Origin of the sequence: Pantoea sp. alder81 (genome assembly GCF_020179835.1) — a bacterium.
Classification (GTDB): domain Bacteria; phylum Pseudomonadota; class Gammaproteobacteria; order Enterobacterales; family Enterobacteriaceae; genus Pantoea.
Genome location: NZ_JAIUDA010000001.1, coordinates 89,060 through 115,403, shown reverse-complemented (window position 1 = coordinate 115,403; position 26,344 = coordinate 89,060). Strand labels below are relative to the sequence as shown.

The following is a 26,344-nucleotide window of genomic DNA, read 5'->3' as shown; positions in this document are numbered from 1 at the left end:
TATTTTGTTTGCTATACATTTTCATCCCCCGCTATGCAGGGGAATCATGCATTACAGATACGGCGACCAGGCAGGGAATTTGACCTGTCCATCGGTTGCCGGAAGACGCGCTTTGAAACGCCCATCTGTTGAAACCAACTGCAACACGGAACCCATCCCCTGAGTAGAGCTATAGATTACCATCGTGCCGTTAGGCGCCAGACTTGGCGTCTCATCCAGGAACGTGTCCGTTATTGTTTGAACGGCTCCCGTTACCAGATCCTGTTTGGCGACATGCTGAGCGCCACCGGCGCTGCTGATCATCACCATGGTTTTGCCGTCAGTTGACACATCCGCATCCTGGTTCTGAGCACCTTCCCAGGTAATACGTTGTGGCGCACCGCCGTTAATACCTACTTTATAAATCTGAGGCGCACCTGCCTGATCCGAGGTGTAAGCCAGCGTCTGGCTATCCGGGAACCAGGTCGGTTCGGTGCTGTTGTAGCGACCGTCAGTCACCTGACGCGTCTGACCTGAAGCCAGGTCCATCACGTACAAGTTCAGGCTACCGGTTTTAGACAACGCGAACGCCAGTTTTGAACCATCCGGCGAGAAGGCCGGAGCACCGTTGTGGCGCGGGTAAGAAGCGACCTGACGGATCGCACCGTTTGACAGCGTTTGTACCACTAACGCTGACTTACCGCTTTCAAAGGTCACGTAGGCCACTTTGCTGCCGTCTGGAGACCAGGCCGGTGACATCAATGGCTCTGGTGAACGGTGCACGGTGAACTGGTTGTAACCATCGTAGTCTGATACGCGCAGTTCGTAAGGGAACTGGCCGCCGTTGGTTTGCACCACATAAGCGATACGCGTACGGAATGCGCCTTTGATACCGGTCAGCTTCTCAAACACTTCATCACTGGCTGTATGGCCTGCATAACGCAGCCATTGCTTAGTGACTTTGTAAGAGTTCTGCGCCAGCACCGTGCCAGGTGCGCCGCCGGTGTCCACCAGCTGGTAAGCAATCTGGTAGCTACCATCCGGGTTCGGCGTGACCTGACCCACGACAACCGCATCAATACCTAATGCGCTCCATGCGGCAGGTTGAACTTCCTGCGCGCTGGCGGGCTGCTGTGGCAGACGTGAACGGTCCAGCGGGTTGAATTTACCGCTGTTGCGCAAGTCAGCCGCGACGATGCCGCCAATGTCTTCTGGTGCCGCGCCTGGGCCAGCCCATTTGAACGGCACCACACCAATTGGACGTGCGGTGTTCACGCCCTGCGTAATTTCAATGCGCACTTCTGCGTGCAGCATCGCTGCCCACAGCAGTACAAAAAAACCTAAGGTTACACGAAGTGCCTGCTTCATCTTTTCTCCCTTATCTGAACCTGAGTTCACGATAATTCGCACAGTTCCTGAAAAACACGAGTGTTCATAAATTACGGCAAGCTAACCTTAGTTCAACCTGCCGTGAGTTACTGCATTATTCCGGTTTGAAACGCATTGGGGCGTTTTTAAACACTTCATACACCGCTTGCGATGGCGGCTTAGGAATTCGAGCCTGCTTAGCTGCGGTGATTGCAGCCTGACATAATGCCGGGTCGCCACCTTCAGATGTCACATCAATCAGCAAACCGTCAGGTGCCAATTTGATACGCAGATTACACTCTTTACCCTTAAAGGTATCCGCATCGTAGAAGCGACTTTGAATCGCACCAACGACCTGGCCCATATAAGAGTTAATCTCAGCGCCTGATGCACCCGCTTTCTTCTGATTGCCCTGCCCTGCCGCACCGCCAGAAGCCGTGCCACTTTTCGGTGCATTCTTACCAGACGAGAGTCCACCTAACAGGTCATCAACGTCACTTTCATTCTTCGCTGCTTCAGATGCGGCTTTCTTCTTGGCATCAGCGGCTGCTTTGGCTTTCGCAGCTGCATCGGCTTTGGCCTTGGCTGCTGCATCCGCTTTAGCTTTGGCTTCAGTGGCAGCTTTTTCTTTCGCGGCTTCCGCAGCTTTTTCTTTTGCGTCTGCAGCAGCTTGCTCTTTGGCCTCTTTGGCTTCCTGAGCGGCTTTCGCCTTCGCATCGGCGGCAGCCTGCGCTTTGGCCTCGGCGGCAGCTTGCGCTTTCGCTTCGGCGGCGGCTTTGGCTTGCTCTACTGCTTTCTCTTTCGCCGCTTCAGCCGCTGCGGCTTTGGCCTGTTCGTCCGCTTTCTTCTTTGCGTCCGCTGCAGCCTGCTTAGCCTCTTCTACCGCTTTGGCTTTGGCATCCGCCGCTGCTTTAGCTTGCGCATCCGCCTCAGCTTTCGCATCAGATTTAGCTTTTGCGGCGGCCGCTTCAGCTGCCTTTTGCTGATCCTGAGCCTGCTTCGCGGCTGCTTCAGCGGCTTTCTGCTGCTCAGCTTGCTGTTTGGCCTGCTCTTTGGCTTCCTGCTGCGCCTGCAAACGCTCTTTTTCCATCTCTTTCAGGCGCTGCTGCTCAGCAGCTTGCTTCTGCTGTAACTCTTCGGCCTGCTGCTGCGACTGTTTCTGACGCTGCTGCTCGGCACGCTGGCTGTCGCGTTGCTGATTCTGCTGGCGGTTATACTGTTCAACCACCGCGCCGGAATCGACCATCACGGCATCAATGTCACTGCCGCCGCCACCGCCGCTGGATTCGATCTTTTCGTTAAACGAGCTCCAGATCAGCAGGGCGATCAGCACGATGTGCAGTATCACCGAAATGATTATCGCGCGTTTTAACTTGTCGTTCTGCTCGGTTACCTTCGACACTCTCGGATCCCAAAAACGGTTCGCTTTAAATCGGCTGTGTCATCAAACCGACAGATTTCACGCCTGCCTGATGTAACAGGTTCAACGCTTTGATGATTTCGTCGTAAGGCACATCCTTCGCTCCACCAATCAGGAATACCGTCTTCGGATTGGCTTCAATGCGACGCTGTGCTTCGCTTACCACCTGTTCGGGCGGCAGCTGCGTCATACGATCGTGATCCACCACCAGGCTGTATTGCCCGACACCAGCCACTTCAACAATGACCGGGGGATTATCATCCGTTGAGACCGTTTTCGAGTCGGTCGCATCAGGCAGATCCACTTCCACGCTTTGGGTAATAATCGGCGCGGTTGCCATAAAGATGAGCAGCAACACCAACAGCACGTCCAGCAGTGGAACAATGTTGATTTCCGACTTAAGGTCGCGGCGCCCGCGACCACGGGTTCTGGCCATCGTTAACCTCGACTTACTTCGTGTTGTCGGTGGAGAAAGCCTGACGATGCAGGATAGCCGTGAACTCTTCCATAAAGTTGTCGTAGCCCTGCTCCAGCTTGTTGACGCGCTGGTTCAGACGGTTATACGCCATAACGGCAGGAATGGCCGCGAACAAACCGATTGCAGTGGCGATCAGCGCTTCGGCAATACCCGGCGCAACCATCTGCAACGTCGCCTGTTTCACCGCGCCAAGCGCGATAAAGGCGTGCATGATCCCCCACACCGTACCGAACAGACCGATATACGGGCTGATGGAACCAACGGTGCCAAGGAAAGGAATGTGGTTTTCCAGCGCTTCCAGTTCACGGTTCATCGAGATGCGCATCGCACGGCAGGCGCCTTCGACTACCGCTTCTGGCGCGTGGTTGTTAGCACGGTGTAAACGGGCAAACTCTTTAAAGCCCGAATAGAAAATTTGCTCAGATCCGCCCAACTCATCGCGGCGTCCCTGGCTTTCCTGATACAGGCGAGATAACTCGATGCCTGACCAGAACTTATCTTCAAAGGCTTCGGCTTCGCGACCCGCCGCATTCAGGATGCGCGTGCGCTGAATAATGATCGCCCATGAGGCAATAGAAAAGCCGATCAAAATCAACATGATAAGTTTGACCAGAAGGCTCGCCTTCAGGAACAAATCAAGAACATTCATGTCAGTCACTGCTTGAACTCCGCGACAATAGACTTGGGAAGCGCAATCGGCTTCATTAGATGTGGGTTGATGCAGGCGATCAGGACTTCTGCTTCATTCAGCACTTTGCCTTCTGCATTAACGATACGCTGCGAGAATGTCATGGTGGCGCGAGTCATGGCGGTCACTTCACTCTGGATATCCAGAAGATCGTCAAGACGTGCTGCGGCAACAAAGTCTATCGTCATGCGTCGTACCACAAACGCCACCTGTTCTTCCAACAGGGCTTGTTGATTGAAATGGTGCTGGCGCAACATCTCGGTACGTGCTCGTTCATAGAAAGCAAGATAACTGGCGTGGTAAACCACACCACCCGCATCGGTGTCTTCGTAATAGACCCGAACCGGCCAGCGAAACAGCGTTGTACTCACTCTACATCCCGGTCTCATTTTAAACGTTGCTACTATACGCAAGTGAGATCGGCTTGGGAATGGTCCGCCAGAGCCAGGAGAAAATAATTATCACACGTTAACAACTGGAAGGATTTTTAGGAGATTTCTTGACCAGGCACTGACAAAAACTCACGTCAGGCCCGGTAGTTAGACAAGAAAATCGGGGAATGTAAGTCTGCGGCCGGGCTTAATGATAGAACCAGTAAATCCCTAACACTAAAACAATCATCGCCGGCAAAGGGGAAAACACGGCACGCCAGCGCGTTTGCAAGGGACGAAAACCGGTGCCATGAATCACGCCGGTGCACACCGCCCAAATCAACAGTAATCCATGCCAGATGGCGAGTTCACTCGTACGGGCAGCAAAGCGTGACGGTTGCCAGATAACACAACCCGCCAGCCACAGCGCCAGTATTAGTGAAAGGGCCCGCAATGGGCCCTTGTCCATCAGACGATACAGCGTCTGAATCAGCGTGCGCATCAGTGCTGTTTGTCCTTCGCGCCGCTCTCTTCTGCTTGTTCAATCGCCAGCGCCGTGATCACGCCAAACGCACAGGCCAGCAGGGTGCCGAGAATCCAGGCAAAATACCACATGCTCAATCTCCTTAATCAGTACAGGGAGTGCGTATTGCTCTCGATGTGTTCTTTGGTGATACGGCCAAACATCTTGTAATAACACCACGAGGTGTAAATAAGGATGAGTGGAACAAAGATGATGGCGGCGAAGGTCATGACTTTCAGCGTCAGCAGGCTAGAGGTCGCGTCCCACATGGTCAGGCTGGTGCCAGGCACGGTGCTGGATGGCATAACGAACGGGAACATGGCGATGCCAGCGGTCATAATGACGCAAGCCAGTGTCAGTGAGGAGAAGACAAATGCCCAGGCGCCCTTCTCCACTCGCGAGCAGAGCACGGTCAGCAGTGGCAGCACCACACCCAGCACCGGGAACAGCCACAGAATTGGCGTCTGTTCGAAGTTAACCAACCATGCACCGGCTTCTCGCACGACCTCTTTGCCCAGCGGATTCGACGCGGCATGATGATCGATAACACTTTTCACCACATAGCCATCAATACCGTATTTGACCCACACCCCGGCCAGCACGAAGCACACCATCATCACCAGCGCACTGATTTGTGCCGTCCCGCGTGAACGTAGATGTAACTCGCCATTGGTGCGCATCTGCAGATAGGTGGCGCCTTGCGTCAGGATCATCGCGACGCTGATCACGCCAGCCAGCAGGCCAAACGGATTGAGTAACTGGAAGAAGTTACCGGTGTAGAACAGACGCAGATATTCATCCGCATGGAAAGGTACGCCTTGCAGCAAGTTGCCGAAGGCCACGCCAATCACGAGCGGTGGAACAAAGCTGCCGATGAAAATGCCCCAGTCCCAGGTGTTGCGCCAGCGCGGGTCTTCAATTTTCGAACGGTAGTCAAAACCCACCGGACGGAAGAACAAGGAAGCCAGCACCAGAATCATCGCCACATAGAAGCCGGAAAACGCTGCCGCATAAACCATCGGCCAGGCAGCAAACAGCGCCCCACCTGCCGTGATCAACCAGACCTGGTTTCCGTCCCAGTGCGGGGCGATGCTGTTAATCATGATACGGCGTTCGGTATCGGTACGGCCGAGAATGCGAGTGAGCATGCCCACGCCCATATCGAAACCGTCGGTTACCGCAAAGCCAATCAGCAACACGCCAATCAGCAGCCACCAGACAAAGCGCAATACTTCATAATCAAACATGGTTGCTCTCCTTATCCACGCACTGGCTGAGCCGCCGCTTTCACGGTCTCATGATGGTAGCGGCCGGTCTTCAGGCTGCTGGGACCCAGGCGGGCGAACTTGAACATCAGGTACATTTCCGCCACCAGGAAAATGGTGTAAAGACCGCAAATCAGAATCATAGAGAACAGCAGATCGCCCACGGTCAGCGAGGAGTTCGCGACGGCGGTTGGCAACACTTCACCAATCGCCCATGGCTGACGGCCGTATTCAGCAACAAACCAACCCGATTCAATTGCAATCCATGGCAGCGGAATACCATACAGTGCCGCCTTGAGCAGCCAGCGGCTCTTGCCAATGCGGTTACGAATCACGCTCAGGAATGACAGGGCAATAATGCCGAGCAGCAGCACACCACACAGCACCATGATACGGAAGGCAAAATAGAGTGGCGCAACACGTGGGATCGAATCCTGTGTCGCTTTCTGAATCTGCGCTTCGGTAGCATTGGCCACATCCGGGGTATAGCGCTTCAGCAGCAGGCCATAACCGAGATCCTGTTTGCTGGCTTCGAATTGGCTACGCACTGTGGGATCTTTACTGCCCGCGCGCAGTTCATTCAGCAACGCGTAGGCTTTCATCCCGTTGCGGATACGCACTTCATGTTGCGACAGCAGATCTTTAAGGCCAGTGACCGGTGTGTCTACCGATCGCGTGGCGATCAGACCGAGCAAATACGGGATTTGAATCGCGTATTTGTTCTCTTGCGAATCCTGATCCGGGATACCAAACAGCGTGAAGGCCGCCGGCGCTGGCTGGGTCTCCCACTCTGCTTCAATCGCGGCGAGTTTGGTTTTCTGCACGTCACCCATTTCATAACCGGACTCATCACCCAGTATGATCACGGAGAGGATCGCAGCCATGCCAAAACTGGCAGCGATACCAAAGGAGCGCTTGGCGAAAGCCAGGTCACGGCCTTTCAGCAGATACCACGCACTAATACCTAGCACGAACATCGCGCCTGCGGTGTACCCTGCCGCCACGGTGTGGACAAACTTCACCTGTGCAACCGGGTTGAGCACCAGCTCGGAGAAACTCACCATCTCCATACGCATGGTTTCGAAATTGAATTCGGATGCGATCGGGTTTTGCATCCAGCCGTTCGCCACCAGAATCCACAGCGCGGACATGTTCGAACCGAGCGCCACCAGCCAGGTCACCGCCAGGTGCTGAACTTTACCGAGACGATCCCAACCGAAGAAGAACAGACCGACAAAGGTGGATTCGAGGAAGAACGCCATCAAGCCTTCGATGGCCAGCGGCGCACCGAAGATATCGCCGACGTAGTGTGAGTAATATGACCAGTTGGTGCCGAACTGAAACTCCATGGTCAGGCCGGTGGCCACACCGAGTGCGAAGTTGATACCAAACAACTTGCCCCAGAACTTGGTCATATCTTTATAAATTTGCTTACCCGTCAGCACATATACGGTTTCCATGATCGCCAACAAAAACGCCATACCCAGCGTTAAAGGGACGAACAGGAAATGGTACATCGCCGTCAGGGCAAACTGTAAACGCGACAGCTCGACAATATCTAACATGATGACTCCTTGCTCCTCGCATGAATTTACTCTGCGGCTGACAACGGTAAACAGCGAACATTGACGTGCAGAATAAGATCCAGGAACGACTGATTATTGATTCCAGTTTTATTACTGACAGAACAGAGAAATCTGTAGCCCGAAATGAGTGAGTAACAGTGGTGAAAATTTCCCGAAAAACCGATCGCTTCAATCTGTTTCGAGCAGGAGTGTGATGCGTGGAGGCGGCAGAATTGCGCTAACAACGCCTGGCACAAACTCCTGAAATATCGCGGAAAAGACTGAATTGATGCAGCGCAATTTATCCTGTTTGTCGTGCGTGATGCCAGCAGTAAAGTTTGTTATATCTCACGTTTTATTGATCTGGATTAAGACAATATTTTTTCAGATATGTAGTGTTAGAGTCGTTGTTAATTAGTTGTCATAAATAGATGACGCATTTAAGAAAATAATTACCTTTCCCGCAATTTATTAACCTTAATGCAGGAGGTTAAGCGTTAATTCCTCAAGAGAAATCACGCGTATTTTCGTTTCTTTACCCTATCGACAAAGTAAGCATAGCCGCGGATTTTCAATCCGTTGCCTTTTTTCCCTGCTTTTTACGTGGCTATGCCAGGCGTTGTGCTGCGAGCATAAAAAAGGCCACCCGAAGGTGGCCTGAGCACATCATGAGATGCTGCTTATTTGATTGGCAGAACCGCTTTAACCGCGTCGCCAATGTCAGCCAGGCTGCGGACGGTTTTCACACCGGCTGCTTCCAGCGCTGCGAATTTCTCGTCAGCGGTGCCTTTACCACCGGCAATGATGGCGCCTGCGTGGCCCATACGTTTGCCTTTCGGCGCAGTCACGCCCGCGATGTAGCCCACAACCGGCTTGGTCACGTGCTCTTTGATGAAGGCTGCCGCTTCTTCTTCAGCGCTACCACCGATCTCACCGATCATCACGATCACTTCGGTCTGTGGATCATCCTGGAACATTTTCAGGATATCGATGAAGTTAGAACCTGGGATCGGGTCACCACCGATACCAACGCAGGTTGACTGGCCATAGCCGATGTCAGTGGTCTGCTTAACCGCTTCATAGGTCAGGGTGCCTGAACGAGACACGATACCAACGCGGCCCGGCTGGTGAATGTGACCCGGCATGATACCGATCTTACATTCGCCTGGGGTGATCACGCCTGGGCAGTTCGGGCCGATCATGCGAACGCCAGCTTCATCCAGCTTCACTTTCACGGTCAGCATATCCAGTGTAGGGATACCTTCGGTGATGGTGATGATCAGTTTGATGCCTGCATCGATCGCTTCCAGGATGCCGTCTTTACAGAACGGTGCTGGAACGTAGATCACGGTCGCGGTCGCGCCAGTGGCTTCTACTGCTTCACGCACGGTGTTGAACACCGGCAGACCGAGATGCGTGGTGCCGCCTTTGCCTGGCGTTACACCGCCAACCAGTTGCGTACCATAGGCCAAAGCCTGCTCAGAGTGGAAAGTCCCCTGGCCACCGGTGAAACCCTGGCAAATGACTTTGGTGTTTTTGTCGATAAGAATGGACATTATTTACCCTCCGCGGCAGCAACAACACGCTGCGCAGCGTCTGTCAGGCTGGTTGCTGCAATGATGTTCAGACCGCTATCGGCCAGTTTCTGCGCGCCCAGCTCGGCGTTGTTACCTTCCAGACGTACCACCACTGGCACGTTCACACCCACTTCTGCTACTGCACCGATGATGCCGTCTGCGATCAGGTCGCAACGCACGATGCCGCCGAAGATGTTAACGAATACCGCTTTCACTGCATCGTCAGACAGGATGATTTTGAAGGCTTCGGTTACGCGCTCTTTGGTTGCGCCGCCGCCGACATCAAGGAAGTTAGCAGGCTGGCCACCGTGGTGTTTAACGATGTCCATGGTGCCCATCGCCAGACCGGCGCCGTTCACCATACAGCCGATGTTGCCGTCCAGCGCAACGTAGTTCAGTTCCCACTGTGTCGCGTGCGCTTCACGTGGATCTTCCTGGCTTGGATCGCGCATTTCACGCAGCTCAGGCTGACGGAACAGTGCGTTGCCGTCTGCGCCCAGTTTGCCATCGAGGCAGATCAGGTCGCCCTGCTTGGTGATCACCAGCGGGTTGATCTCAACCATCGCCAGGTCACGCTCCAGGAACATGGTCGCCAGACCCATGAAGATTTTAGTGAACTGGCTGACTTGCTTACCGGACAGGCCCAGTTTGAACGCCAACTCACGACCCTGATAAGGCTGAGGACCGGCCAGCGGATCCAGTGCCATTTTGTGGATCAGGTGCGGGGTTTCTTCCGCCACTTTCTCGATTTCCACGCCGCCTTCAGTTGAAGCCATGAAGATCACACGACGGGTAGCACGGTCAACCACCGCACCCAGATACAGTTCCTGATCGATGTCAGTCGCGGCTTCAACCAGAATCTGGTTTACCGGCTGGCCATGAGCATCAGTTTGGTAGGTCACCAGACGCTTGCCCAACCAATGCTCAGCGAATGCACGGATATCTTCCTTGCTGTTCACCACTTTCACGCCGCCCGCTTTACCGCGGCCACCGGCATGAACCTGACATTTTACTACCCACGGGCCTGCACCAATTTTTGACGCGGCTTCTTCTGCTTCACGTGGCGTAGCACAGGCGTAACCAGTCGGTGCCGGCATGCCATAGCGAGCAAACAGCTGCTTCGCCTGGTATTCATGTAAGTTCATGATGTTCTATCCATTCAGATATGAGTTTGGGCGCACCATTGTGCGATGCGCCCGGCGAAAATTAGACATCCAGCAGCAGACGCGCCGGATCTTCCAGCATCTCTTTCACCGCGACCAGATAGCCAACGGATTCACGACCATCGATCAGACGGTGATCGTAAGAGAGTGCCAGATACATCATTGGCAGGATCACAACCTGACCATTGACCGCCATCGGGCGCTCTTTGATCGCGTGCATGCCCAGAATCGCGCTCTGCGGTGGGTTGATGATCGGCGTAGACATCAGCGAACCGAATACACCACCGTTGGTGATGGTGAAGTTACCGCCGGTCAGCTCTTCAACCGTCAGCTTGCCGTCACGGCCTTTCACCGCCAGCTCTTTAATTTTCTTCTCGATGTCAGCCATGCTCAGCGCATCAACATCTTTCAGCACTGGGGTTACCAGGCCGCGCGGGGTAGACACCGCGATGCTGACGTCGAAGTAGTTGTGGTAAACCACATCTTCGCCATCGATAGAAGCGTTCACTTCTGGATAGCGTTTCAGCGCTTCAACCACCGCCTTGATGTAGAAGGACATGAAGCCCAGACGCACACCGTGACGTTTTTCAAACGCGTCGCCGTACTGCTTACGCAGATCCATGATCGGCTTCATGTTGATTTCGTTGAAGGTGGTCAGCATTGCGGTGCTGTTTTTCGCTTCCAGCAGACGCTCGGCCACACGCTTACGCAGACGCGTCATCGGTACGCGCTTCTCGCTGCGGTTAGCCACAGCAGCCTGTGGTGCCGCTGCCGCTGCTGCCGGAGCCGCTTTCGCGCCGTCGGCTTTCTTCGCGACATGCTTCTCAACATCTTCACGCGTCAGACGACCGCCCACACCGGTGCCTTTGATCTGGCTGGCGTCGAGGTTGTTTTCGGCAATCAGGCGACGAACCGCTGGGCTCAGCGCATCGTTGCTCTCTTCTTCCAGAGAAGCGGTTTTACGCTGCTCTGGGGTCGCTTCATTGCTTTCTACTTTCGCAGAGGTCTCTTTTCCACCACTGTTGCCTTCCACCAGGCGGCCTAACAGCTGGCGCGAAAGCACCGTTGCGCCTTCATCTTCCAGAATCGCTTCCAGTACACCGTCTGCTGAAGCAGGTACTTCCAGCACAACTTTGTCCGTTTCAATCTCAACCAGTACTTCGTCGCGACTGACCGCATCGCCGGGTTTTTTGTGCCAGGTTGCAACCGTTGCGTCCGCTACGGATTCAGGCAAATCGGGAACCAGAATTTCTACGCTACTCATTTTCTTTCCTTTTAATTAACCAAGGTTCAGCGCGTCGTTAACCAGGTCTTGCTGCTGTTGTTGATGTACGGACATGTAGCCCACGGCTGGTGAAGCAGAAGCCGGACGACCTGCATAACGCAGTGACGCACCGAAGGGAACCACTTCGCGGAAATGATGCTGACTGCAATACCATGCGCCCTGGTTCAGTGGCTCTTCCTGACACCAGACGAAATCCTGCACATGGGCATAGTTTTTCAATACGTCCTGCACCACTTTGTGCGGGAACGGATAGAGCTGTTCGATACGCACAATGGCGACATCGTTCTTCTCATTCTTGCGACGCTGTTCCAGCAGGTCGTAATAAACCTTACCGGAGCACATCACCACACGTTTCACTTGCTTCGGATCCAGATCGTCGATTTCACCAATCGCTGGCTGGAAGCTGCCGTTGGCCAGTTCTTCCAGGCTGGAGACCGCCAGTGGATGACGCAGCAGTGATTTCGGTGACATCACAATCAGTGGACGACGCATACCGCGCAGCGCCTGACGACGCAGCATGTGGTAAACCTGCGCTGGCGTAGAGGGCACGCACACCTGCATGTTCTGCTCAGCACAGAGTTGCAGATAACGTTCCAGACGCGCTGAGGAGTGCTCAGGGCCCTGGCCTTCATAACCGTGTGGCAGCAGCATCACCAGGCCGCACATACGGCCCCATTTCTGCTCGCCGGAGCTGATGAACTGGTCGATTACGACCTGTGCGCCGTTAGCGAAGTCGCCGAACTGCGCTTCCCAAATGGTCAGCACGCGCGGCTCTGCGGTGGCATAACCGTATTCAAACGCCAGCACCGCTTCTTCAGACAGTACGGAATCCCACACTTTGAATTGTCCCTGACCATTATGAACATGGTGCAGTGGCGTGTAGGTTGAACCGTTGGTCTGGTTGTGAATCACGGCGTGACGGTGGAAGAAGGTACCACGACCGGTATCTTCACCCGACAGACGCACCGGGATGCCTTCATCAACCAGTGTTGCATACGCCAGGTTTTCTGCGCCGCCCCAGTCGAACGGCTTGTTGCCTTCGGCCATCTCTTTACGATCGTTATAGATCTTCGCGACACGCGACTGCACTTCTACCGCTTCCGGAATGCTGCTGATACGACGAGCCAGTTCTTGCACGCGCTTCAGTTCAACGGTTGCTGGGTAGCTCTCATCCCAATCGTGGTTAAGATACGGTGACCAGGTAAAGGAGTGCAGGCTCATCGGACGCCACTCTGGCACTACGCACTCACCTTCATCCAGCGCATCACGGTAGAGGTTAACCAGTTCGGTAGCATCTTCCTGAGTGGCTACGCCTTCGCTTTCCAGTTGGTCGGCATAAAGCTTACGCGGCGTTGGGTGCTTTTTGATTTTCTGGTACATCAACGGCTGAGTTGCACTTGGCTCGTCAGCTTCGTTATGGCCGTGACGGCGGTAGCACACCAGATCGATGAACACATCACGTTTGAAGGTGTTGCGATAGTCCAGCGCCAGACGGGTAACGAAAGCCACAGCTTCCGGGTCATCCGCATTCACGTGGAAGATCGGTGCCAGCACCATCTTGCCGATGTCGGTGCAGTAAGGGGTCGAACGCGCATCTTTCGGGTTGGAGGTGGTGAAACCAACCTGGTTGTTAATGACGATGCGAACGGTACCGCCCACTTCGTAGCCGCGTGCCTGCGACATGTTCAGGGTTTCCTGAACCACGCCCTGACCGATGACGGCGGCATCACCATGAATGGTGATCGGCAGAACTTTATTGCTGCTCGGCTCAGCCAGACGATCCAGACGCGCGCGCACGGAACCCATGACTACCGGGCTCACGATTTCAAGGTGCGACGGGTTAAACGCCAGCGCCAGGTGCACCAGGCCGCCTTCGGTTTCGACGTCAGACGAGAAGCCCATGTGGTACTTCACGTCACCCGTGCCGAGGTGTTCTTTATGCTTGCCTGAGAATTCGTCAAACAGGTCCTGAGGCTTTTTACCCAGCACGTTGATCAGGACGTTGAGGCGGCCACGGTGCGCCATGCCCAACACCACTTCACGCGTGCCGCTTTTGCCCGCATGACGAATCATCTCGCGCAGCATCGGCACCAGCGCATCGCCGCCTTCCAGCGAGAAGCGTTTTGCACCCGGGAATTTAGCGCCGAGGTATTTTTCCAGACCTTCAGCTGCGGTCAGCTCTTTCAGGAAACCTTTTTTCTCGTCGCTGCTGAAATTCGCATGGCCAACCACCGATTCCAGACGCTGCTGAATCCAGCGTTTTTCGTCGGTGTTATTGATGTGCATGTACTCTGCACCAATCGAGCCACAGTAAGTCTGCTGCAGCGCCGCGAACAGATCAGCTAGCTTCATGGTCTCTTTGCCAATGGCAAATGAGCCTACGTTAAAGCTTTCCTGAAAATCGGCGTCGGTGAGGTCGTGATAAGCCGGCTCAAGATCCGCCACTGGATCCTGCTTCCACAGGCCAAGCGGATCGAGGTTAGCGTGCTGATGGCCGCGGAAGCGGAACGCATTGATCAGCTGCAGCACTTTAACCTGTTTGGAATTGGTGGCCGGATCGGTGACTGAGGATGTGTAGCGGGTCGCATCTTTTGCCAGGCGACGGAAGTAATCGCGCGTGGTGGAGTGAAACTGCTCAGGTTTCACGCCAGTGCCAGGCAGCTGTTGGAACAGCTCACGCCACATTTCATCAACAGAGTCAGGATCGGTCAGGAAATCCTCATAGAGTTGCTCTATGTAGGATTGGTTCGCGCCGGCCAGCCAGGAGGAGTCCAGCCAGGGTTTCATCGCGCTGTTCTGCATTGTGATCCCTTAAGCATTAATCTGCTTTTTATGAGGTTTCATTTGTTGCCGCTTTCGCGGCTTGCCGTAGTGAGTTCAGCGATACGAACCTGTGCGCAACCGGCGCCTGGCCCGTAAGGGAACCTTTATAAGCGTGGTCAGTACCGCGCTTATAGAGGCTTCCGTAAACTGCCGGGAACCTCAGTTCCCGGACAGTGACTTCAGAGTGTTACGCCCCGCGTTGCAGCAGCATCGACTTAATATGGCCGATAGCGCGCGTCGGGTTGAGTCCTTTCGGGCACACGCTCACACAGTTCATGATGCTGTGACAGCGGAATACGCTGAAAGCATCGTTCAGATTGTCCAGACGCGCATTGGTTTCGGTATCGCGGCTGTCGATCAGGAAACGGTAAGCAGCTAACAAACCTGCCGGACCGATGAACTTGTCCGGGTTCCACCAGAACGATGGGCACGAGGTTGAGCAGCATGCACAGAGAATACACTCGTACAAACCATCCAGATGCTCACGTTCTTCAGGCATCTGCAGATGCTCACGCGCCGGTGGATTTTCCCCATTATTCAACAGGAAAGGCTTAATCTTCTCATACTGAGCATAGAATTGTCCCATATCAACAACAAGGTCGCGGATCACCGGCAAACCAGGCAGTGGACGGATAACAATTTTCTTGGTGCCATTACCCAACGCGGAGATCGGGGTGATGCAGGCCAGACCGTTTTTACCGTTCATGTTGAGGCCGTCAGAACCACACACACCTTCACGGCATGAGCGACGGAAGGCCAGCGTAGGGTCCTTCTCTTTCAAACGGATCAGCGCGTCCAGCAGCATCATGTCGCGACCATCTTCGGATTCCAGGGTGTACTCCTGCATCCGCGGTTTGTCATCGACTTCCGGGTTGTAACGATAGATAGAAAATTCGAGTCTCATGATGATCTCCGCAATTAGTAGGTACGCGCTTTCGGCGGGAAGGCCGCACGCAGTTTCGGTTGCATGTTCACCTCACGGCGCGTCATGCTTTCCGTTTGCGGAACATAGAGGCTGTGACACAGCCAGTTAGCATCATCACGTTCCGGGTAGTCGAAGCGGCTGTGTGCGCCACGGCTCTCGGTACGGAAGTTGGCGGCAACCGCTGTGGCGTACGCGGTTTCCATCAGGTTATCCAGCTCAAGGCATTCGATACGCTGAGTGTTGAAATCTGGCGAACGGTCATCAAGACGCGCTGACTTCAGGCGCTCACGAATCACTTTCAGCTCTTCCAGACCTTCACGCATCGCGTCACCTTCACGGAACACCGAGAAGTTATTTTGCATGCAGCGTTGCAGCGCTTTACGGATTTCAACCGGATCTTCACCCGTGGTGTTGTTTTCCCAGCGGTTAAAGCGCGCCATGGCTTCATTGATGTTTTCCTGCGTGGCTTCACGCAGTTCACCCTGCTCTTCCAGACACTCCAGCAGGTGCACACCGGCCGCACGACCGAAGACAACCAGGTCCAGCAACGAGTTACCGCCAAGACGGTTGGCACCGTGCACCGATACGCAGGCGATCTCGCCCACCGCGAACAGGCCCGGAATCACTTCGTCTTCGCCCTGCTCATTCACGCGCAGCGCCTGGCCAGTCACTTTGGTCGGCACGCCGCCCATCATGTAATGGCAGGTTGGGATAACCGGAATCGGTTCTTTAATCGGGTCGACGTGGGCAAAAGTACGCGACAGTTCAAGGATGCCCGGCAGGCGGGATTCCAAAACTTCTGCACCCAGATGGTCGAGTTTCAGCTTGATGTGTGGGCCCCATGGACCATCACAACCACGGCCTTCACGAATTTCCACCATCATGGAACGCGCAACCACGTCACGACCCGCCAGATCTTTGGCGTTCGGCGCGTAACGTTCCATAAAGCGTTCGCCGTGTTTATTCAACAGGTAGCCACCTTCGCCGCGGCAACCTTCGGTTACCAGCACGCCCGCACCGGCGATACCGGTTGGGTGGAACTGCCACATTTCCATGTCCTGCACCGGTACACCGGCACGCAGCGCCATGCCAACGCCGTCACCGGTGTTGATATGTGCGTTAGTGGTGGACTGGTAAATACGGCCTGCACCACCGGTTGCCAGAATGGTCGCTTTCGCTTTGAAGTAAACGGTTTCACCGGTTTCCATACAGATGGCGGTACAGCCGACAATCGCACCGTCTTCGTTTTTCACCAGATCCAGCGCATACCATTCTGAGAAGATAGTGGTTTTGTTTTTCAGGTTCTGCTGATACAGGGTATGCAGTAAAGCGTGGCCAGTACGGTCAGCAGCCGCAGCGGTACGCGCCGCCTGCTCACCGCCGAAGTTCTTCGACTGACCACCAAACGGACGCTGATACACGCGGCCATCATCAAGACGGGAGAAAGGCAGACCCATGTGTTCCAGTTCCAGAATCGCTTCCGGACCGACGTGACACATATATTCGATCGCGTCCTGGTCACCGATATAGTCGGAGCCTTTGACGGTATCGTACATATGCCATTCCCAGTTATCTTCATGGGTATTACCCAGCGCAACGGTGATACCGCCCTGCGCCGATACAGTATGGGAACGGGTTGGGAAGACTTTGGATAACAGGGCACAAGTCTGGCCCGATTGGGAGATTTGCAGAGCCGCGCGCATTCCCGCGCCACCCGCGCCGATCACCACGGCATCAAATTCTCTGACTGGCAAACTCATTTACACACCCCACACAACAACGATTCCATAAACGGCATACGACAACAGCGCGACCACAATCACAAACTGCAGCAGCAAGCGGGTTGCTACCGGTTTAACGTAGTCGGTCAGGACCTGCCACATGCCAATCCAGCCGTGGATCAGAATCGAGAACAGCGTCAGTATCGTAAACACTTTAGTGAAGGCAGAGGCGAAGAAGCCGTGCCAGGCGTCATAGGTCAGGGTGCCGGTCATCACCACGAAACCGAGGAGGTAGATGATGTACAGCGTCATTAAGATTGCAGCAGCACGCAGTAACAGCCAGTCATGAATACCGTTGCGTCCTAATGCAGAAGCATTGCTTACCATACGAGGACTCCAGCCAAAATTGAGAGCACGACAGTGATACCAAAAGCCGCTTGCGCGGAACGGGTTCCCACCTGCAGGGTTTCTTCCATAAAGCCAAAATCAGCCAACATATGACGAATACCGCCCACGACGTGATACGCCAGCGCAGTCAGGATGCCCCACATGATGAATTTGGCGAAGAAGCTGTCCATGATGGAAGCCGCTTGCTGGAAGCCTTCAGGAGAAGAGAGAGAGAGACCCAGTAACCAGAGCAGTATTCCGAGAGCGACAAAGGTGATCACGCCGGAGACGCGGTGGAGAATGGACGATATTGCAGTAACGGGAAACCGGATCGTCGAGAGATCCAAGTTAACAGGTCTTTGTTTTTTCACGGTTTTGCCCACACAGCTCTTTTTTATTTTGCTTCCTCCGGACCTGAGTCGCATCAGAGCACAGCGCGTGTTCAGACTGCAACCGCCACCAAAAAAGCAACATCCAGTGTTAAATGAAGCGAAAAAACGCTGGGTGGCTCCTGGTGTCAGGGTATTCCGGAGACCTGGCGGCAGTATAGGAGGATCACATTCTGATTACAATTCCCCTACAATCTCTTTGGTCACATTTAGGCTGAACAGTGATCCGACTCACGAATTTCACAATTCATACATTTTTAATTATCTGATTTGACAATAGATCAACATTTCAGTTACAAACAAACGCATTAAAGCCCTATGATGCACAAAAGTTATGGGGATACACTTTCCCCTAAGCTCAAGTTATGTAACATTGCCATTACGAGCAACACAAAGCATCAGGTTATTGGTTACCAAGAAGTTATGTCGTGACAGGATCTTTAACATCCGCGCTGTTCAGCATGTCATGCCCGAACGCCACCGACTGGCCCTAACGCATCTTTAGCTCTGTAACCCTGCACGACAAACGTTACCGCAGAGTGATACTGTGAAGATTGTGGTTTTACACAACATGAAGGCTATTCTGGTGTCTAAGATCCTTACCTACTAAGGCGCTATGGAGACGAAAAATGACAGATAAAAAAGTGACGCTAACCCTACAAGATAATGCTTCAGTTGAACTGGATGTGATGCAAGGTACGCTGGGACAAGACGTTGTTGATGTCCGTACACTTGGCAATCATGGCCTGTTCACTTTCGATCCCGGTTTCACCTCTACTGCGTCATGCGAATCTAAAATCACTTTTATTGATGGTGATGAAGGCATTCTGTTACACCGCGGCTTCCCGATTTCTGAACTGGCAACCCACTCCAACTATCTCGAAGTGTGTTACATCCTGCTGAATGGTGAAGCCCCTACCCAGGCGCAGTTTGAAGAATTCCGCACCACCGTTACCCGCCACACCATGATCCACGAGCAAATCACCCGACTGTTCCACGGCTTCCGCCGCGATTCACATCCAATGGCTGTGATGTGTGGGGTAACGGGCGCGCTGGCCGCGTTCTATCATGATTCATTAGACGTTAACATTGAGCGCCATCGCGAGATTGCTGCGTTCCGCCTGCTGTCGAAAATGCCGACCATGGCGGCGATGTGCTACAAATATTCGATTGGTCAGCCGTTTGTTTATCCGCGCAATGACCTCTCTTATGCGGGTAACTTCCTGCATATGATGTTCGCCACGCCGTGCGAAGAGTACAAAGTGAACCCGGTGCTGGAACGCGCGATGGATCGTATTCTGATTCTGCACGCTGACCATGAACAGAACGCTTCGACTTCTACCGTGCGTACCGCCGGCTCTTCTGGTGCTAACCCGTTTGCTTGTATCGCAGCCGGTATCGCTTCTCTGTGGGGACCGGCACACGGCGGCGCCAACGAAGCGACCCTGCGTATGCTGGAAGAGATCAGCACCGTTGAGCACATTCCAGAGTTTGTTAAACGTGCTAAAGATAAGAACGATTCGTTCCGTCTGATGGGCTTCGGTCACCGCGTTTACAAAAACTACGATCCACGTGCCACCGTGATGCGCGATACCTGCCACGAAGTGCTGAACGAACTGGGTATGAAAGATGATCTGCTGGAAGTGGCGATGGAGCTGGAACACATCGCACTGAACGACCCGTACTTCATCGAGCGTAAACTGTATCCAAACGTCGATTTCTACTCTGGCATTATTCTGAAAGCGATGGGCATTCCTTCTTCCATGTTTACCGTGATCTTCGCGATGGCGCGTACCGTGGGCTGGATTGCACACTGGAAAGAGATGCACGACGAAGGCATGAAGATTGCGCGTCCGCGTCAGCTGTACACCGGTTACACCGAGCGTCCATTCACTTCGGCGCTGAAAAAATAAAAATGCAGGGCGGGTTATCCCGCCCTTCTCATTTCTGGCATCCCGGACACCAGTAAAACGGCCGTGATGACAACACGCCCTTCTCGATCACTTCACCGCATCGCCGACACTTTTTGCCCTGCCGATGAAACACCTCGAAACGAAACGCCGCCTCTTCGTGATACTTTTTCATACTACCGCGCATCTGATACGACAAACGTGGCACCGCCAGCATCGCCTCACTTAAGGCGTTGAGCTGGTCCTCGCTGAGATCCTGCGCCCGATGCGACGCCAGCAATCCGGCATGCCATAGAATCTCCACGCGCAGATAGTTACCCAATCCCGCCAGAAACGCCTGATCCAGCAACAATCCGCTAAACTGCCGACGCCGAAAACGGGGCGATAACAGTCGTTCGCGCACCTCTGCCACCGTTAATGTGGCATCAAGCACATCGGGTCCCACGCGCTGTAGAAAGGGATGTGCGCCAACGGTATCCGCATTGAGCAGTTCAATATCTGAGGCGCTGTACAGCAGAATGGTTTTATCGGCATTGGCCAGCCGCACGCGCAACTGACGCGATGTGTTGGGTTCAGTACCCGTCGGCACCACCCGCCACACGCCGTACAGTTGGTTATGGCTGTAGAGGATTAAACCATTGGAGAAGTGCGTCAGCAGTGCTTTGCCACGCGTTTCAAATGCCGTAATGGTTTCACCCATTAATGACGGTTCGTAGGTTTTCAGTTCAGGAAAGGCAAACCACACATCAGTGAGCGGCTTGCCTTCCATCGCGGTTGCCAGTTGATCCGCTGCGCGGCGGATCTCCGGTCCTTCAGGCATACCTTCTCCTGTTAATGCGTTGCGCCACCAACCACGCGAATGTCAGTGTCAGTGCTTAAAATCACCTGCAGTGAGGTGTCCAGCGCCAGAATCACGCTAGCCGTCGCCATACTCGCCACGCCTGGGTGGTTTACCGCCTGTTCCGGCATATAAGGAATATGGATAAATCCTCCCCGCGCCGGACTGTTAGTCGTTTTCAGCCAGTGCAGCAGGCTGTACATCACGTTATTGCAGGTGAAGGTGCCCGCCGTTTGCGATACCGATGCCGGTACGCCGACTTCACGCAGTGCTGCAACCATTGCCTTGATCGGTAGAGTGGAGAAGTACGCATCGGGGCCACCCGCCACAATCGGCTGATCGATGGGCTGCTGTTGATCGTTGTCCGGGATACGCGCATCATCCACGTTAATCGCCACACGTTCGACGGTGATATCAACGCGCCCACCGGCCTGGCCCACACACAACACGCGATCAGGCTGAATCTCTTCCAGCGCTTGCGTTAGCACTTTGCCGCAGGTGGCAAACACCACCGGCAGCTGACGCACCACAATGCGGGCTCCGGCAATCTCTTTGCCGTCAAAACTGCGTACCGCTTCCCACGAAGGGTTAATGGTTTCACCACCAAAGGGCTCAAACGCCGTCATCAACACCGTTTTCATTGCGACCTCACAAGAACATCAGGAAGTAGAGCAGGAAGACATTGACCAATAACAGTAGCACACCGGTTGGCACCTGAGCCTTGATCACGCCGTTTCGGTCCGGTAACTCCAGTAACCGCGCGGGCACGATATTGAAGTTCGCCGCCATTGGCGTCATCAGAGTGCCGCAATAACCAGAGAACATACCAATCGCCGCCATCACCGCCGGGTTGCCGCCGTGTTGCAGCACCAGGATAGGAATACCAATGCCGGCTGTGACAATCGGGAAGGCGGCAAACGCATTGCCCATCACCATGGTCAACAGTGCCATGCCAATCGCATACACCGCGACAGCGATCAGACGATTATCCACCGCCAGATATTGCTCGGTCAGATGGGAGATGGCCGTGCCAACGCCCGCACTGGTGAACAGCAAACCCAGAGTGGCGAGAATCTGCGGCAGAATAAATGCCCAACCCACCGCATCCAGCAAGCGACGGGTCTCCTGCATCGACTGCAGAGGTTTTTCATGGGTGATTTGCAGCGCGATGATCCAGCCAAGCACGCAACCAACCATCATCGAGAACAGCGTCACTAAAGTGGAATGGTTGCCGGGACCAAACACCGCATCCTGCAAACCCGGGATGTTGTTAAACGCCAGCACGCCGATCACCGTCACCACCGGAATCGCCAGCGCAGGCAAAAACAGCTTATTGCGCAGACGCTGCGCACTTTCGCGCTTCTGCTGATCGCTGCGCTGATGATAGCTGCCGAGACGCACGCCGCCGAACCCGGCAATCAACGCCATCAACACCACGGCAACGCCCACGCCAATGTGCAGCATGCGTTTACCAGCAGCGGCATCGCCTGCCCACTGCCCCATCAGTTGATAGGCGCCATCACCAATCAGGAACATCAGGCCATACAGGGCCCAGAATAAACCAGTGGTAAAGCGTCTTGGATTAGCCGCATCACGCCAGGAAAGCACCGCCACGACGAGCAGGATCACCCCTGCCAGCCACATCAGATATTGTTGCTGGAACATTACTTCCCTCCTTTGGCGTTCAGCGCCTGCTGATTGATGGCACCCAGTTCACGTGCCAGCTGGCGGTCAAGACGCACCAGACGCGCTGAATGGATCAGGAAGGCACAGAGCGCGGTAGGAATGCCCCACAAGGCGATATGCAATGGCTCGGTGCTGATGCCCGCCGACTCCTGCATAAAGTTATGCATGAAGATGATGGCACCAAAGGCGACAAAGATATCTTCACCAAAGAACAGGCCAACGTTATCGGTAGCTGCCGACATGGCGCGCAGGCGATGGCGCACTTCATCAGGCACTTCACCATAGCGGTTTTCAGTGGCGCCTTCCGCCATCGGAGCCAACAGAGGACGCACCATCTGCGGATGACCACCGAGACTGGTTAATCCCAGCGCGGCGGTGATTTCGCGCACGAACAGGTAGACGATCAGTAGACGTCCCGCCGTCGCGGTTTTGATCTGCGCGATCCAGTTTTGTGCACGCTCTTTCAAGCCATGACGCTCCAGCAAACCGATAACGGCCAGCGGCAGCAGCAAAATCAGCGGCAGGTTACGGGTATTCAGGAAACCGGAACCAAGCTTCTCAAGAATATCGGCCAGCGGCATATGTGCGGCCAGGCCGGTGACAAAACCGGCGACAATCACCACCAGCACTGGGTTAAAGCGCAACACGAATCCCAGAACGATGGCGGCAATGCCGAGTAACGGCCAGAGATTGACCACGTTATCCATGTTTTTCCCCTCATCAGAAATAAAAAGCCCGATAGAGATCGGGCGAGTTGTTATTTGTTATGCGCTGGTCACGGTAATGTGCTGAGTGGCAAAGGCCGCACGCAGTGTACGCGCGAATTGCAGCGCGTGAACGCCATCGCCATGCAGACATACCGTTTCAGCATTCACCGGCACCCATTCACCGCTGATACTTTGCACCTGACGTTGCTGCACCATGGTGAGGGTTTGCGCCAGCGCCTGATCGGCTTCGTCAATCATTGCGCCTGGCTGGCTGCGCGGCACCAGTGCACCGGTTGCCAGATAGCCACGGTCGGCGAACACCTCTTCTCGCGTGCGTAAGCCATGATGCGCAGCCGCCTTGATAGAAGCACTTCCCGCCAGGCCGACCAGAATCAATGCGGGATCCACCGCTTTCACCGCGCGGGCAATAGCGTCGGCGAGCGTTGCATCCGCTGCAGCCTGGTTGTAGAGCATACCGTGTGGCTTCACATGCACTAATCGCTCACCTTCACTTTCAGCGATGCTCTTCAGCGCACCAATCTGATAGATCATCTGCGCATACACCGTTTCCGGCGGCAGCTGCATGGCGGTGCGACCAAAGTTTTCGCGATCCGGGAAGCTGGGATGAGCACCAATCGCCACACCAGAGGCTTTGGCCCAGCGCACCGATTGCAGCATGGTCTGCGCATCGCCAGCGTGAAAACCACAGGCGATATTGGCCGAACTCACCAGCGTCAGCAGTTCCTGATCGCTGGCGCTGCCTTCGCCCAGGTCAGCATTAAGATCAATCTTCATGTGCAAGCCCCCAGGCTATTTGGTCGGAGGAGCGTTGCTGATGTTGTTTCGCCAGCAGTGCTTCTTCCAGTGTGCAATGGATAAAGTGAATCGGTTCACCGAGGCGAATCTGCGCCAGTTGATACAGGTCAGCTTCAATAACACAGGCGATACGCGGATAACCGCCCGTAGTTTGCGCATCGGCCATCAGCACAATCGGTTGGCCGTTAGGCGGCACCTGCACCACGCCGGGCACTAACCCGTGTGACAATAAATCACGCGTGGCTTTACGCTGCAGTTGACGCCCCTGCATGCGGTAACCCATACGGTTGCTCTGTGGGCTGAGCTTCCACGGGCTGCGCCAGAAACCTTCCTGGGCTTCACGCGTGAACTCGTTGTACTCCGGGCCCGGTAAGGCGCGAATGCGGTTGCCCCACAACAGCTGACGTACACCCGCTTTGCCTTTGAAGTTACACGAGGGCTTGCCCAACGGCAGCTGATCGCCATCCTGCAGTTTACGGCCCTGGAAACCACCAAAAGCCGCTTTAAGATCGGTGCTGTGCGAACCGAGCATCTCGTCAATGGCGAAACCACCATTCACTGCCAGATAGCTACGCATGCCGCGCACCGGCATCGCCAGTGACAATACCTGGCCTTTTTTCACTGGGAGACGCCAGCCAGTCCACACCGGTTTGCCATCCAGATCGGCATTACAGCCTGCTCCGGTCAGCGCAAACCAGCCATCACGCTTGAATTCCGCTCTGAACTGGCCGAGCACAATTTCAAGCACCGCGCTCTCTTCCGGATTGCCCACCAGCATATTGGCGGTGCGCATTGAGGGTTGATCGAGAGCGCCGCTGACGCTAATGCCATATTGCCGCCAGCCAGTGCGGCCCTGATCCTGAATCGAGGTCATCAATCCGGCGCGTAAAATGTTTAACATACGCCCTCCTGTTGCGGCATAAAGCGCACGCTGTCACCGGGACGCAGTAATGTCGGCGGATGCTGTAAAGGATCAAAAAGACTGACCGGCGTATAGCCAATCAACTGCCATCCACCCGGTGCTGCCAATGGATAGATACCCGTTTGACTGCCACCAATGCCCACCGAACCACTGGGCACGATCACCCTCGGTTCAGCACGGCGCGGCGTGTGCAGGCGCTCATCCAGCCCGCCCAGATAGGGAAAACCGGGCTGGAAGCCGATGAAATAGACCACGTACTCTATACTGCTGTGCAGTTCAACCACCTGCTTTGGCGTCATGCTGGCGCCATCTGCCACTACCTGCAGATCGGGACCGCCAGCACCGCCATACACCACGGGAATTTCCACCCTACGCGATTCAGGAATCTGTTCTTCACTCTCTTCCCACCAGCGCTGTAAACGCTCGATGGCATCCAGTGCATTCAATTGTGGATCGCGCAGTAGCAGCGTCAGGTTATTCATTCCCGGAATGACTTCCTGAACCTGTTCATTGTGCTGCAGACGCTGGCACAGTCCCCAGATACGCTGTTGGCTGGCGAGGGAAACTGGCGGTTCCAGTTCCAGCACCACCGCTCGCTCACCCAGTAGATAACAACGTGCTCGTTGCAAAACCCACCTCCCGGTCGTGGTATAGGCGGACAAAAAATGTCCACAAAACGCTTTGCTTATAATGAAAGTCAATAAGTTATGCGAAAGTGACAGAGATGTGTCAACAGATTTGCGTCCTTAACGTGGGTTAAGGACGCGGAGAGAGAGAAATCAGGCAGGATTGTCGATATCAATAAAGGTCACATCGAGGCCATAGCTCTGCGCCAGCCATTCGCCCAGCGCCTTAATACCGGCGCGCTCGGTGGCATGATGCCCGGCAGCGAAAAAGTGCAGGCCTTGTTCACGTGCGCTGTGAATGGTTTGCTCAGAAACTTCACCGCTGATGAAGGCATCCACGCCAAAAGCGGCCGCGCTATCGATAAAGCCCTGTCCGCCGCCGCTGCACCAGGCCACACGTTTAATCAGCGCCGGGGCATTATCACCGCAGTGCAACGGTTTCCGGCCTAAACGTTGAGCGATTTTGGCGGCGAGCGCTTCGCCGCTTAAAGGTTCTGCCAATTCGCCCCAAGGCACCAGCGGCTGAATTTCCCCTTTCACTTCAATATCAAACAACTTTGCCAGCTGCGCATTGTTGCCGAGCTGTGGGTGTGCATCCAGCGGCAGGTGCCAGCCATACAGGTTGATATCATTGACCAGCAGCGTGCGCAGACGCTGGCGTTTCATCCCTTTAATCAGCGGTGATTCGCTTTTCCAGAAATAACCGTGATGAACCAGGATAGCGTCAGCATTGCGCTTGACCGCTTCATCCAGCAGCGCCTGACAGGCCGTCACGCCCGTGATGACGGTTTTCACTTCCGCGCGACCTTCCACCTGCAAGCCATTGGGCGCATAGTCACTGAAGGTGCTGGTATTCAGTTGCTGATTAACGATGTGTTCTAACTCGACATGATTCATTTAGTACGGCTCCCT

26 protein-coding genes are annotated in these 26,344 nt (G+C 54.6%); 1 reads left to right on the top strand and 25 read right to left on the bottom strand.

Going from position 1 to position 26,344, the window contains the following annotated elements; genetic code table 11:
* Window positions 1-51: 51 nt before the first annotated feature.
* The 17 genes from tolB to sdhC all read right to left on the bottom strand — a co-directional run bounded on the left by tolB (window position 52) and on the right by sdhC (window position 17,963).
* A complete protein-coding gene (gene tolB / locus LBW88_RS00580; RefSeq protein ID WP_224930006.1) occupies window positions 52-1,347 on the bottom strand; it encodes a Tol-Pal system beta propeller repeat protein TolB in 1,296 nt (431 codons plus the stop codon).
* A gap of 115 nt (window positions 1,348-1,462) precedes the next feature.
* A complete protein-coding gene (gene tolA / locus LBW88_RS00575; protein ID WP_224930007.1) occupies window positions 1,463-2,749 on the bottom strand; it encodes a cell envelope integrity protein TolA in 1,287 nt (428 codons plus the stop codon).
* Between the two features lie 25 nt (window positions 2,750-2,774).
* Window positions 2,775-3,203 carry a colicin uptake protein TolR gene (tolR, locus tag LBW88_RS00570; protein ID WP_034829164.1) on the bottom strand — a complete coding sequence of 143 codons (429 nt, stop codon included), beginning with the start codon at window positions 3,201-3,203 and terminating at the stop codon, window positions 2,775-2,777.
* Window positions 3,204-3,216: 13 nt separating this feature from the next.
* Window positions 3,217-3,903 carry a Tol-Pal system protein TolQ gene (tolQ, locus tag LBW88_RS00565; protein ID WP_224930010.1) on the bottom strand — a complete coding sequence of 229 codons (687 nt, stop codon included), beginning with the start codon at window positions 3,901-3,903 and terminating at the stop codon, window positions 3,217-3,219.
* Window positions 3,900-4,322, bottom strand: a complete 423-nt coding sequence (gene ybgC, locus LBW88_RS00560; RefSeq protein WP_202404442.1) for a tol-pal system-associated acyl-CoA thioesterase — start codon at window positions 4,320-4,322, stop codon at window positions 3,900-3,902. The genes tolQ and ybgC overlap by 4 nt, the downstream gene beginning before the upstream one ends.
* Before the next feature lie 190 nt (window positions 4,323-4,512).
* Entirely contained in the window at window positions 4,513-4,806 is a 294-nt protein-coding gene (gene ybgE / locus LBW88_RS00555; RefSeq protein WP_200578551.1) for a cyd operon protein YbgE, read from the bottom strand.
* Window positions 4,806-4,919 carry a cytochrome bd-I oxidase subunit CydX gene (gene cydX, locus LBW88_RS00550; protein WP_058962355.1) on the bottom strand — a complete coding sequence of 38 codons (114 nt, stop codon included), beginning with the start codon at window positions 4,917-4,919 and terminating at the stop codon, window positions 4,806-4,808. Before cydX ends, ybgE begins: the two co-directional genes overlap by 1 nt.
* 15 nt (window positions 4,920-4,934) lie before the next feature.
* Entirely contained in the window at window positions 4,935-6,074 is a 1,140-nt protein-coding gene (gene cydB, locus LBW88_RS00545; protein WP_224930013.1) for a cytochrome d ubiquinol oxidase subunit II, read from the bottom strand.
* A gap of 11 nt (window positions 6,075-6,085) precedes the next feature.
* Window positions 6,086-7,657, bottom strand: coding sequence for a cytochrome ubiquinol oxidase subunit I (gene cydA, locus LBW88_RS00540; RefSeq protein ID WP_224930016.1), 1,572 nt, complete (start codon window positions 7,655-7,657; stop codon window positions 6,086-6,088).
* A 680-nt stretch (window positions 7,658-8,337) separates the two neighbouring features.
* Window positions 8,338-9,213, bottom strand: coding sequence for a succinate--CoA ligase subunit alpha (sucD, locus tag LBW88_RS00535; protein WP_034829155.1), 876 nt, complete (start codon window positions 9,211-9,213; stop codon window positions 8,338-8,340).
* Complete coding sequence (sucC, locus tag LBW88_RS00530) at window positions 9,213-10,379, bottom strand: ADP-forming succinate--CoA ligase subunit beta (RefSeq protein WP_084937717.1); 1,167 nt, start codon at window positions 10,377-10,379, stop codon at window positions 9,213-9,215. Before sucC ends, sucD begins: the two co-directional genes overlap by 1 nt.
* A 61-nt stretch (window positions 10,380-10,440) precedes the next feature.
* On the bottom strand, window positions 10,441-11,661 hold the full coding sequence (odhB, locus tag LBW88_RS00525) for a 2-oxoglutarate dehydrogenase complex dihydrolipoyllysine-residue succinyltransferase (protein ID WP_084937719.1): 1,221 nt from the start codon (window positions 11,659-11,661) through the stop codon (window positions 10,441-10,443).
* A 15-nt stretch (window positions 11,662-11,676) separates the two neighbouring features.
* The gene (gene sucA / locus LBW88_RS00520; protein ID WP_224930019.1) at window positions 11,677-14,484 is read right to left on the bottom strand and encodes a 2-oxoglutarate dehydrogenase E1 component; all 2,808 of its coding nucleotides are present in this window, start codon (window positions 14,482-14,484) and stop codon (window positions 11,677-11,679) included.
* 208 nt (window positions 14,485-14,692) lie between these two features.
* A complete protein-coding gene (locus tag LBW88_RS00515; RefSeq protein ID WP_224930022.1) occupies window positions 14,693-15,409 on the bottom strand; it encodes a succinate dehydrogenase iron-sulfur subunit in 717 nt (238 codons plus the stop codon).
* A gap of 14 nt (window positions 15,410-15,423) precedes the next feature.
* Window positions 15,424-17,190, bottom strand: a complete 1,767-nt coding sequence (gene sdhA / locus LBW88_RS00510) for a succinate dehydrogenase flavoprotein subunit (protein WP_224930024.1) — start codon at window positions 17,188-17,190, stop codon at window positions 15,424-15,426.
* The gene (gene sdhD, locus LBW88_RS00505; protein ID WP_224930027.1) at window positions 17,191-17,538 is read right to left on the bottom strand and encodes a succinate dehydrogenase membrane anchor subunit; all 348 of its coding nucleotides are present in this window, start codon (window positions 17,536-17,538) and stop codon (window positions 17,191-17,193) included.
* Entirely contained in the window at window positions 17,532-17,963 is a 432-nt protein-coding gene (gene sdhC, locus LBW88_RS00500) for a succinate dehydrogenase cytochrome b556 subunit (RefSeq protein WP_176505733.1), read from the bottom strand. The genes sdhD and sdhC overlap by 7 nt, the downstream gene beginning before the upstream one ends.
* 593 nt (window positions 17,964-18,556) lie before the next feature.
* Here sdhC and LBW88_RS00495 point away from each other — a divergent pair.
* Window positions 18,557-19,840: a citrate synthase gene (locus LBW88_RS00495; protein WP_224930030.1), complete on the top strand. Its 1,284-nt coding sequence runs from the start codon at window positions 18,557-18,559 to the stop codon at window positions 19,838-19,840.
* 28 nt (window positions 19,841-19,868) lie between these two features.
* On the opposite strand, the gene nei is transcribed toward LBW88_RS00495, so the two are convergent.
* The 8 genes from nei to LBW88_RS00455 form a co-directional block, all read right to left on the bottom strand.
* Complete coding sequence (gene nei / locus LBW88_RS00490; RefSeq protein WP_224930034.1) at window positions 19,869-20,657, bottom strand: endonuclease VIII; 789 nt, start codon at window positions 20,655-20,657, stop codon at window positions 19,869-19,871.
* Window positions 20,658-20,668: 11 nt separating this feature from the next.
* Entirely contained in the window at window positions 20,669-21,316 is a 648-nt protein-coding gene (gene pcp / locus LBW88_RS00485) for a pyroglutamyl-peptidase I (protein ID WP_224930036.1), read from the bottom strand.
* 7 nt (window positions 21,317-21,323) lie between these two features.
* Window positions 21,324-22,340, bottom strand: coding sequence for a DUF979 domain-containing protein (locus LBW88_RS00480; protein ID WP_224930039.1), 1,017 nt, complete (start codon window positions 22,338-22,340; stop codon window positions 21,324-21,326).
* Complete coding sequence (locus tag LBW88_RS00475; protein WP_224930042.1) at window positions 22,340-23,068, bottom strand: DUF969 domain-containing protein; 729 nt, start codon at window positions 23,066-23,068, stop codon at window positions 22,340-22,342. Before LBW88_RS00475 ends, LBW88_RS00480 begins: the two co-directional genes overlap by 1 nt.
* A gap of 57 nt (window positions 23,069-23,125) precedes the next feature.
* Window positions 23,126-23,863 carry a 5-oxoprolinase subunit PxpA gene (gene pxpA, locus LBW88_RS00470; RefSeq protein WP_224930045.1) on the bottom strand — a complete coding sequence of 246 codons (738 nt, stop codon included), beginning with the start codon at window positions 23,861-23,863 and terminating at the stop codon, window positions 23,126-23,128.
* Window positions 23,853-24,785: a 5-oxoprolinase subunit PxpC gene (pxpC, locus tag LBW88_RS00465; protein ID WP_224930048.1), complete on the bottom strand. Its 933-nt coding sequence runs from the start codon at window positions 24,783-24,785 to the stop codon at window positions 23,853-23,855. The genes pxpA and pxpC overlap by 11 nt, the downstream gene beginning before the upstream one ends.
* Window positions 24,779-25,435, bottom strand: coding sequence for a 5-oxoprolinase subunit PxpB (gene pxpB / locus LBW88_RS00460; RefSeq protein WP_224930053.1), 657 nt, complete (start codon window positions 25,433-25,435; stop codon window positions 24,779-24,781). Before pxpB ends, pxpC begins: the two co-directional genes overlap by 7 nt.
* Window positions 25,436-25,585: 150 nt before the next feature.
* The gene (locus LBW88_RS00455) at window positions 25,586-26,329 is read right to left on the bottom strand and encodes a type 2 GTP cyclohydrolase I (RefSeq protein WP_224930057.1); all 744 of its coding nucleotides are present in this window, start codon (window positions 26,327-26,329) and stop codon (window positions 25,586-25,588) included.
* Between the last annotated feature and the right edge of the window lie 15 nt (window positions 26,330-26,344).

What these genes read in the sequence shown, in the direction of transcription:
- tolB (WP_224930006.1), bottom strand. Translation starts at nt 1,347, where the DNA reads ATGAAGCAGGCACTTCGTGTAACCTTAGGTTTTTTTGTACTGCTGTGG.
- tolR (WP_034829164.1), bottom strand. Translation starts at nt 3,203, where the DNA reads ATGGCCAGAACCCGTGGTCGCGGGCGCCGCGACCTTAAGTCGGAAATC.
- ybgC (WP_202404442.1), bottom strand. Translation starts at nt 4,322, where the DNA reads ATGAGACCGGGATGTAGAGTGAGTACAACGCTGTTTCGCTGGCCGGTT.
- ybgE (WP_200578551.1), bottom strand. Translation starts at nt 4,806, where the DNA reads ATGCGCACGCTGATTCAGACGCTGTATCGTCTGATGGACAAGGGCCCA.
- cydX (WP_058962355.1), bottom strand. Translation starts at nt 4,919, where the DNA reads ATGTGGTATTTTGCCTGGATTCTCGGCACCCTGCTGGCCTGTGCGTTT.
- cydB (WP_224930013.1), bottom strand. Translation starts at nt 6,074, where the DNA reads ATGTTTGATTATGAAGTATTGCGCTTTGTCTGGTGGCTGCTGATTGGC.
- cydA (WP_224930016.1), bottom strand. Translation starts at nt 7,657, where the DNA reads ATGTTAGATATTGTCGAGCTGTCGCGTTTACAGTTTGCCCTGACGGCG.
- sucD (WP_034829155.1), bottom strand. Translation starts at nt 9,213, where the DNA reads ATGTCCATTCTTATCGACAAAAACACCAAAGTCATTTGCCAGGGTTTC.
- sucC (WP_084937717.1), bottom strand. Translation starts at nt 10,379, where the DNA reads ATGAACTTACATGAATACCAGGCGAAGCAGCTGTTTGCTCGCTATGGC.
- odhB (WP_084937719.1), bottom strand. Translation starts at nt 11,661, where the DNA reads ATGAGTAGCGTAGAAATTCTGGTTCCCGATTTGCCTGAATCCGTAGCG.
- sucA (WP_224930019.1), bottom strand. Translation starts at nt 14,484, where the DNA reads ATGCAGAACAGCGCGATGAAACCCTGGCTGGACTCCTCCTGGCTGGCC.
- LBW88_RS00515 (WP_224930022.1), bottom strand. Translation starts at nt 15,409, where the DNA reads ATGAGACTCGAATTTTCTATCTATCGTTACAACCCGGAAGTCGATGAC.
- sdhA (WP_224930024.1), bottom strand. Translation starts at nt 17,190, where the DNA reads ATGAGTTTGCCAGTCAGAGAATTTGATGCCGTGGTGATCGGCGCGGGT.
- sdhD (WP_224930027.1), bottom strand. Translation starts at nt 17,538, where the DNA reads ATGGTAAGCAATGCTTCTGCATTAGGACGCAACGGTATTCATGACTGG.
- sdhC (WP_176505733.1), bottom strand. Translation starts at nt 17,963, where the DNA reads ATGCGACTCAGGTCCGGAGGAAGCAAAATAAAAAAGAGCTGTGTGGGC.
- LBW88_RS00495 (WP_224930030.1), top strand. Translation starts at nt 18,557, where the DNA reads ATGACAGATAAAAAAGTGACGCTAACCCTACAAGATAATGCTTCAGTT.
- nei (WP_224930034.1), bottom strand. Translation starts at nt 20,657, where the DNA reads ATGCCTGAAGGACCGGAGATCCGCCGCGCAGCGGATCAACTGGCAACC.
- pcp (WP_224930036.1), bottom strand. Translation starts at nt 21,316, where the DNA reads ATGAAAACGGTGTTGATGACGGCGTTTGAGCCCTTTGGTGGTGAAACC.
- LBW88_RS00480 (WP_224930039.1), bottom strand. Translation starts at nt 22,340, where the DNA reads ATGTTCCAGCAACAATATCTGATGTGGCTGGCAGGGGTGATCCTGCTC.
- LBW88_RS00475 (WP_224930042.1), bottom strand. Translation starts at nt 23,068, where the DNA reads ATGGATAACGTGGTCAATCTCTGGCCGTTACTCGGCATTGCCGCCATC.
- pxpA (WP_224930045.1), bottom strand. Translation starts at nt 23,863, where the DNA reads ATGAAGATTGATCTTAATGCTGACCTGGGCGAAGGCAGCGCCAGCGAT.
- pxpC (WP_224930048.1), bottom strand. Translation starts at nt 24,785, where the DNA reads ATGTTAAACATTTTACGCGCCGGATTGATGACCTCGATTCAGGATCAG.
- LBW88_RS00455 (WP_224930057.1), bottom strand. Translation starts at nt 26,329, where the DNA reads ATGAATCATGTCGAGTTAGAACACATCGTTAATCAGCAACTGAATACC.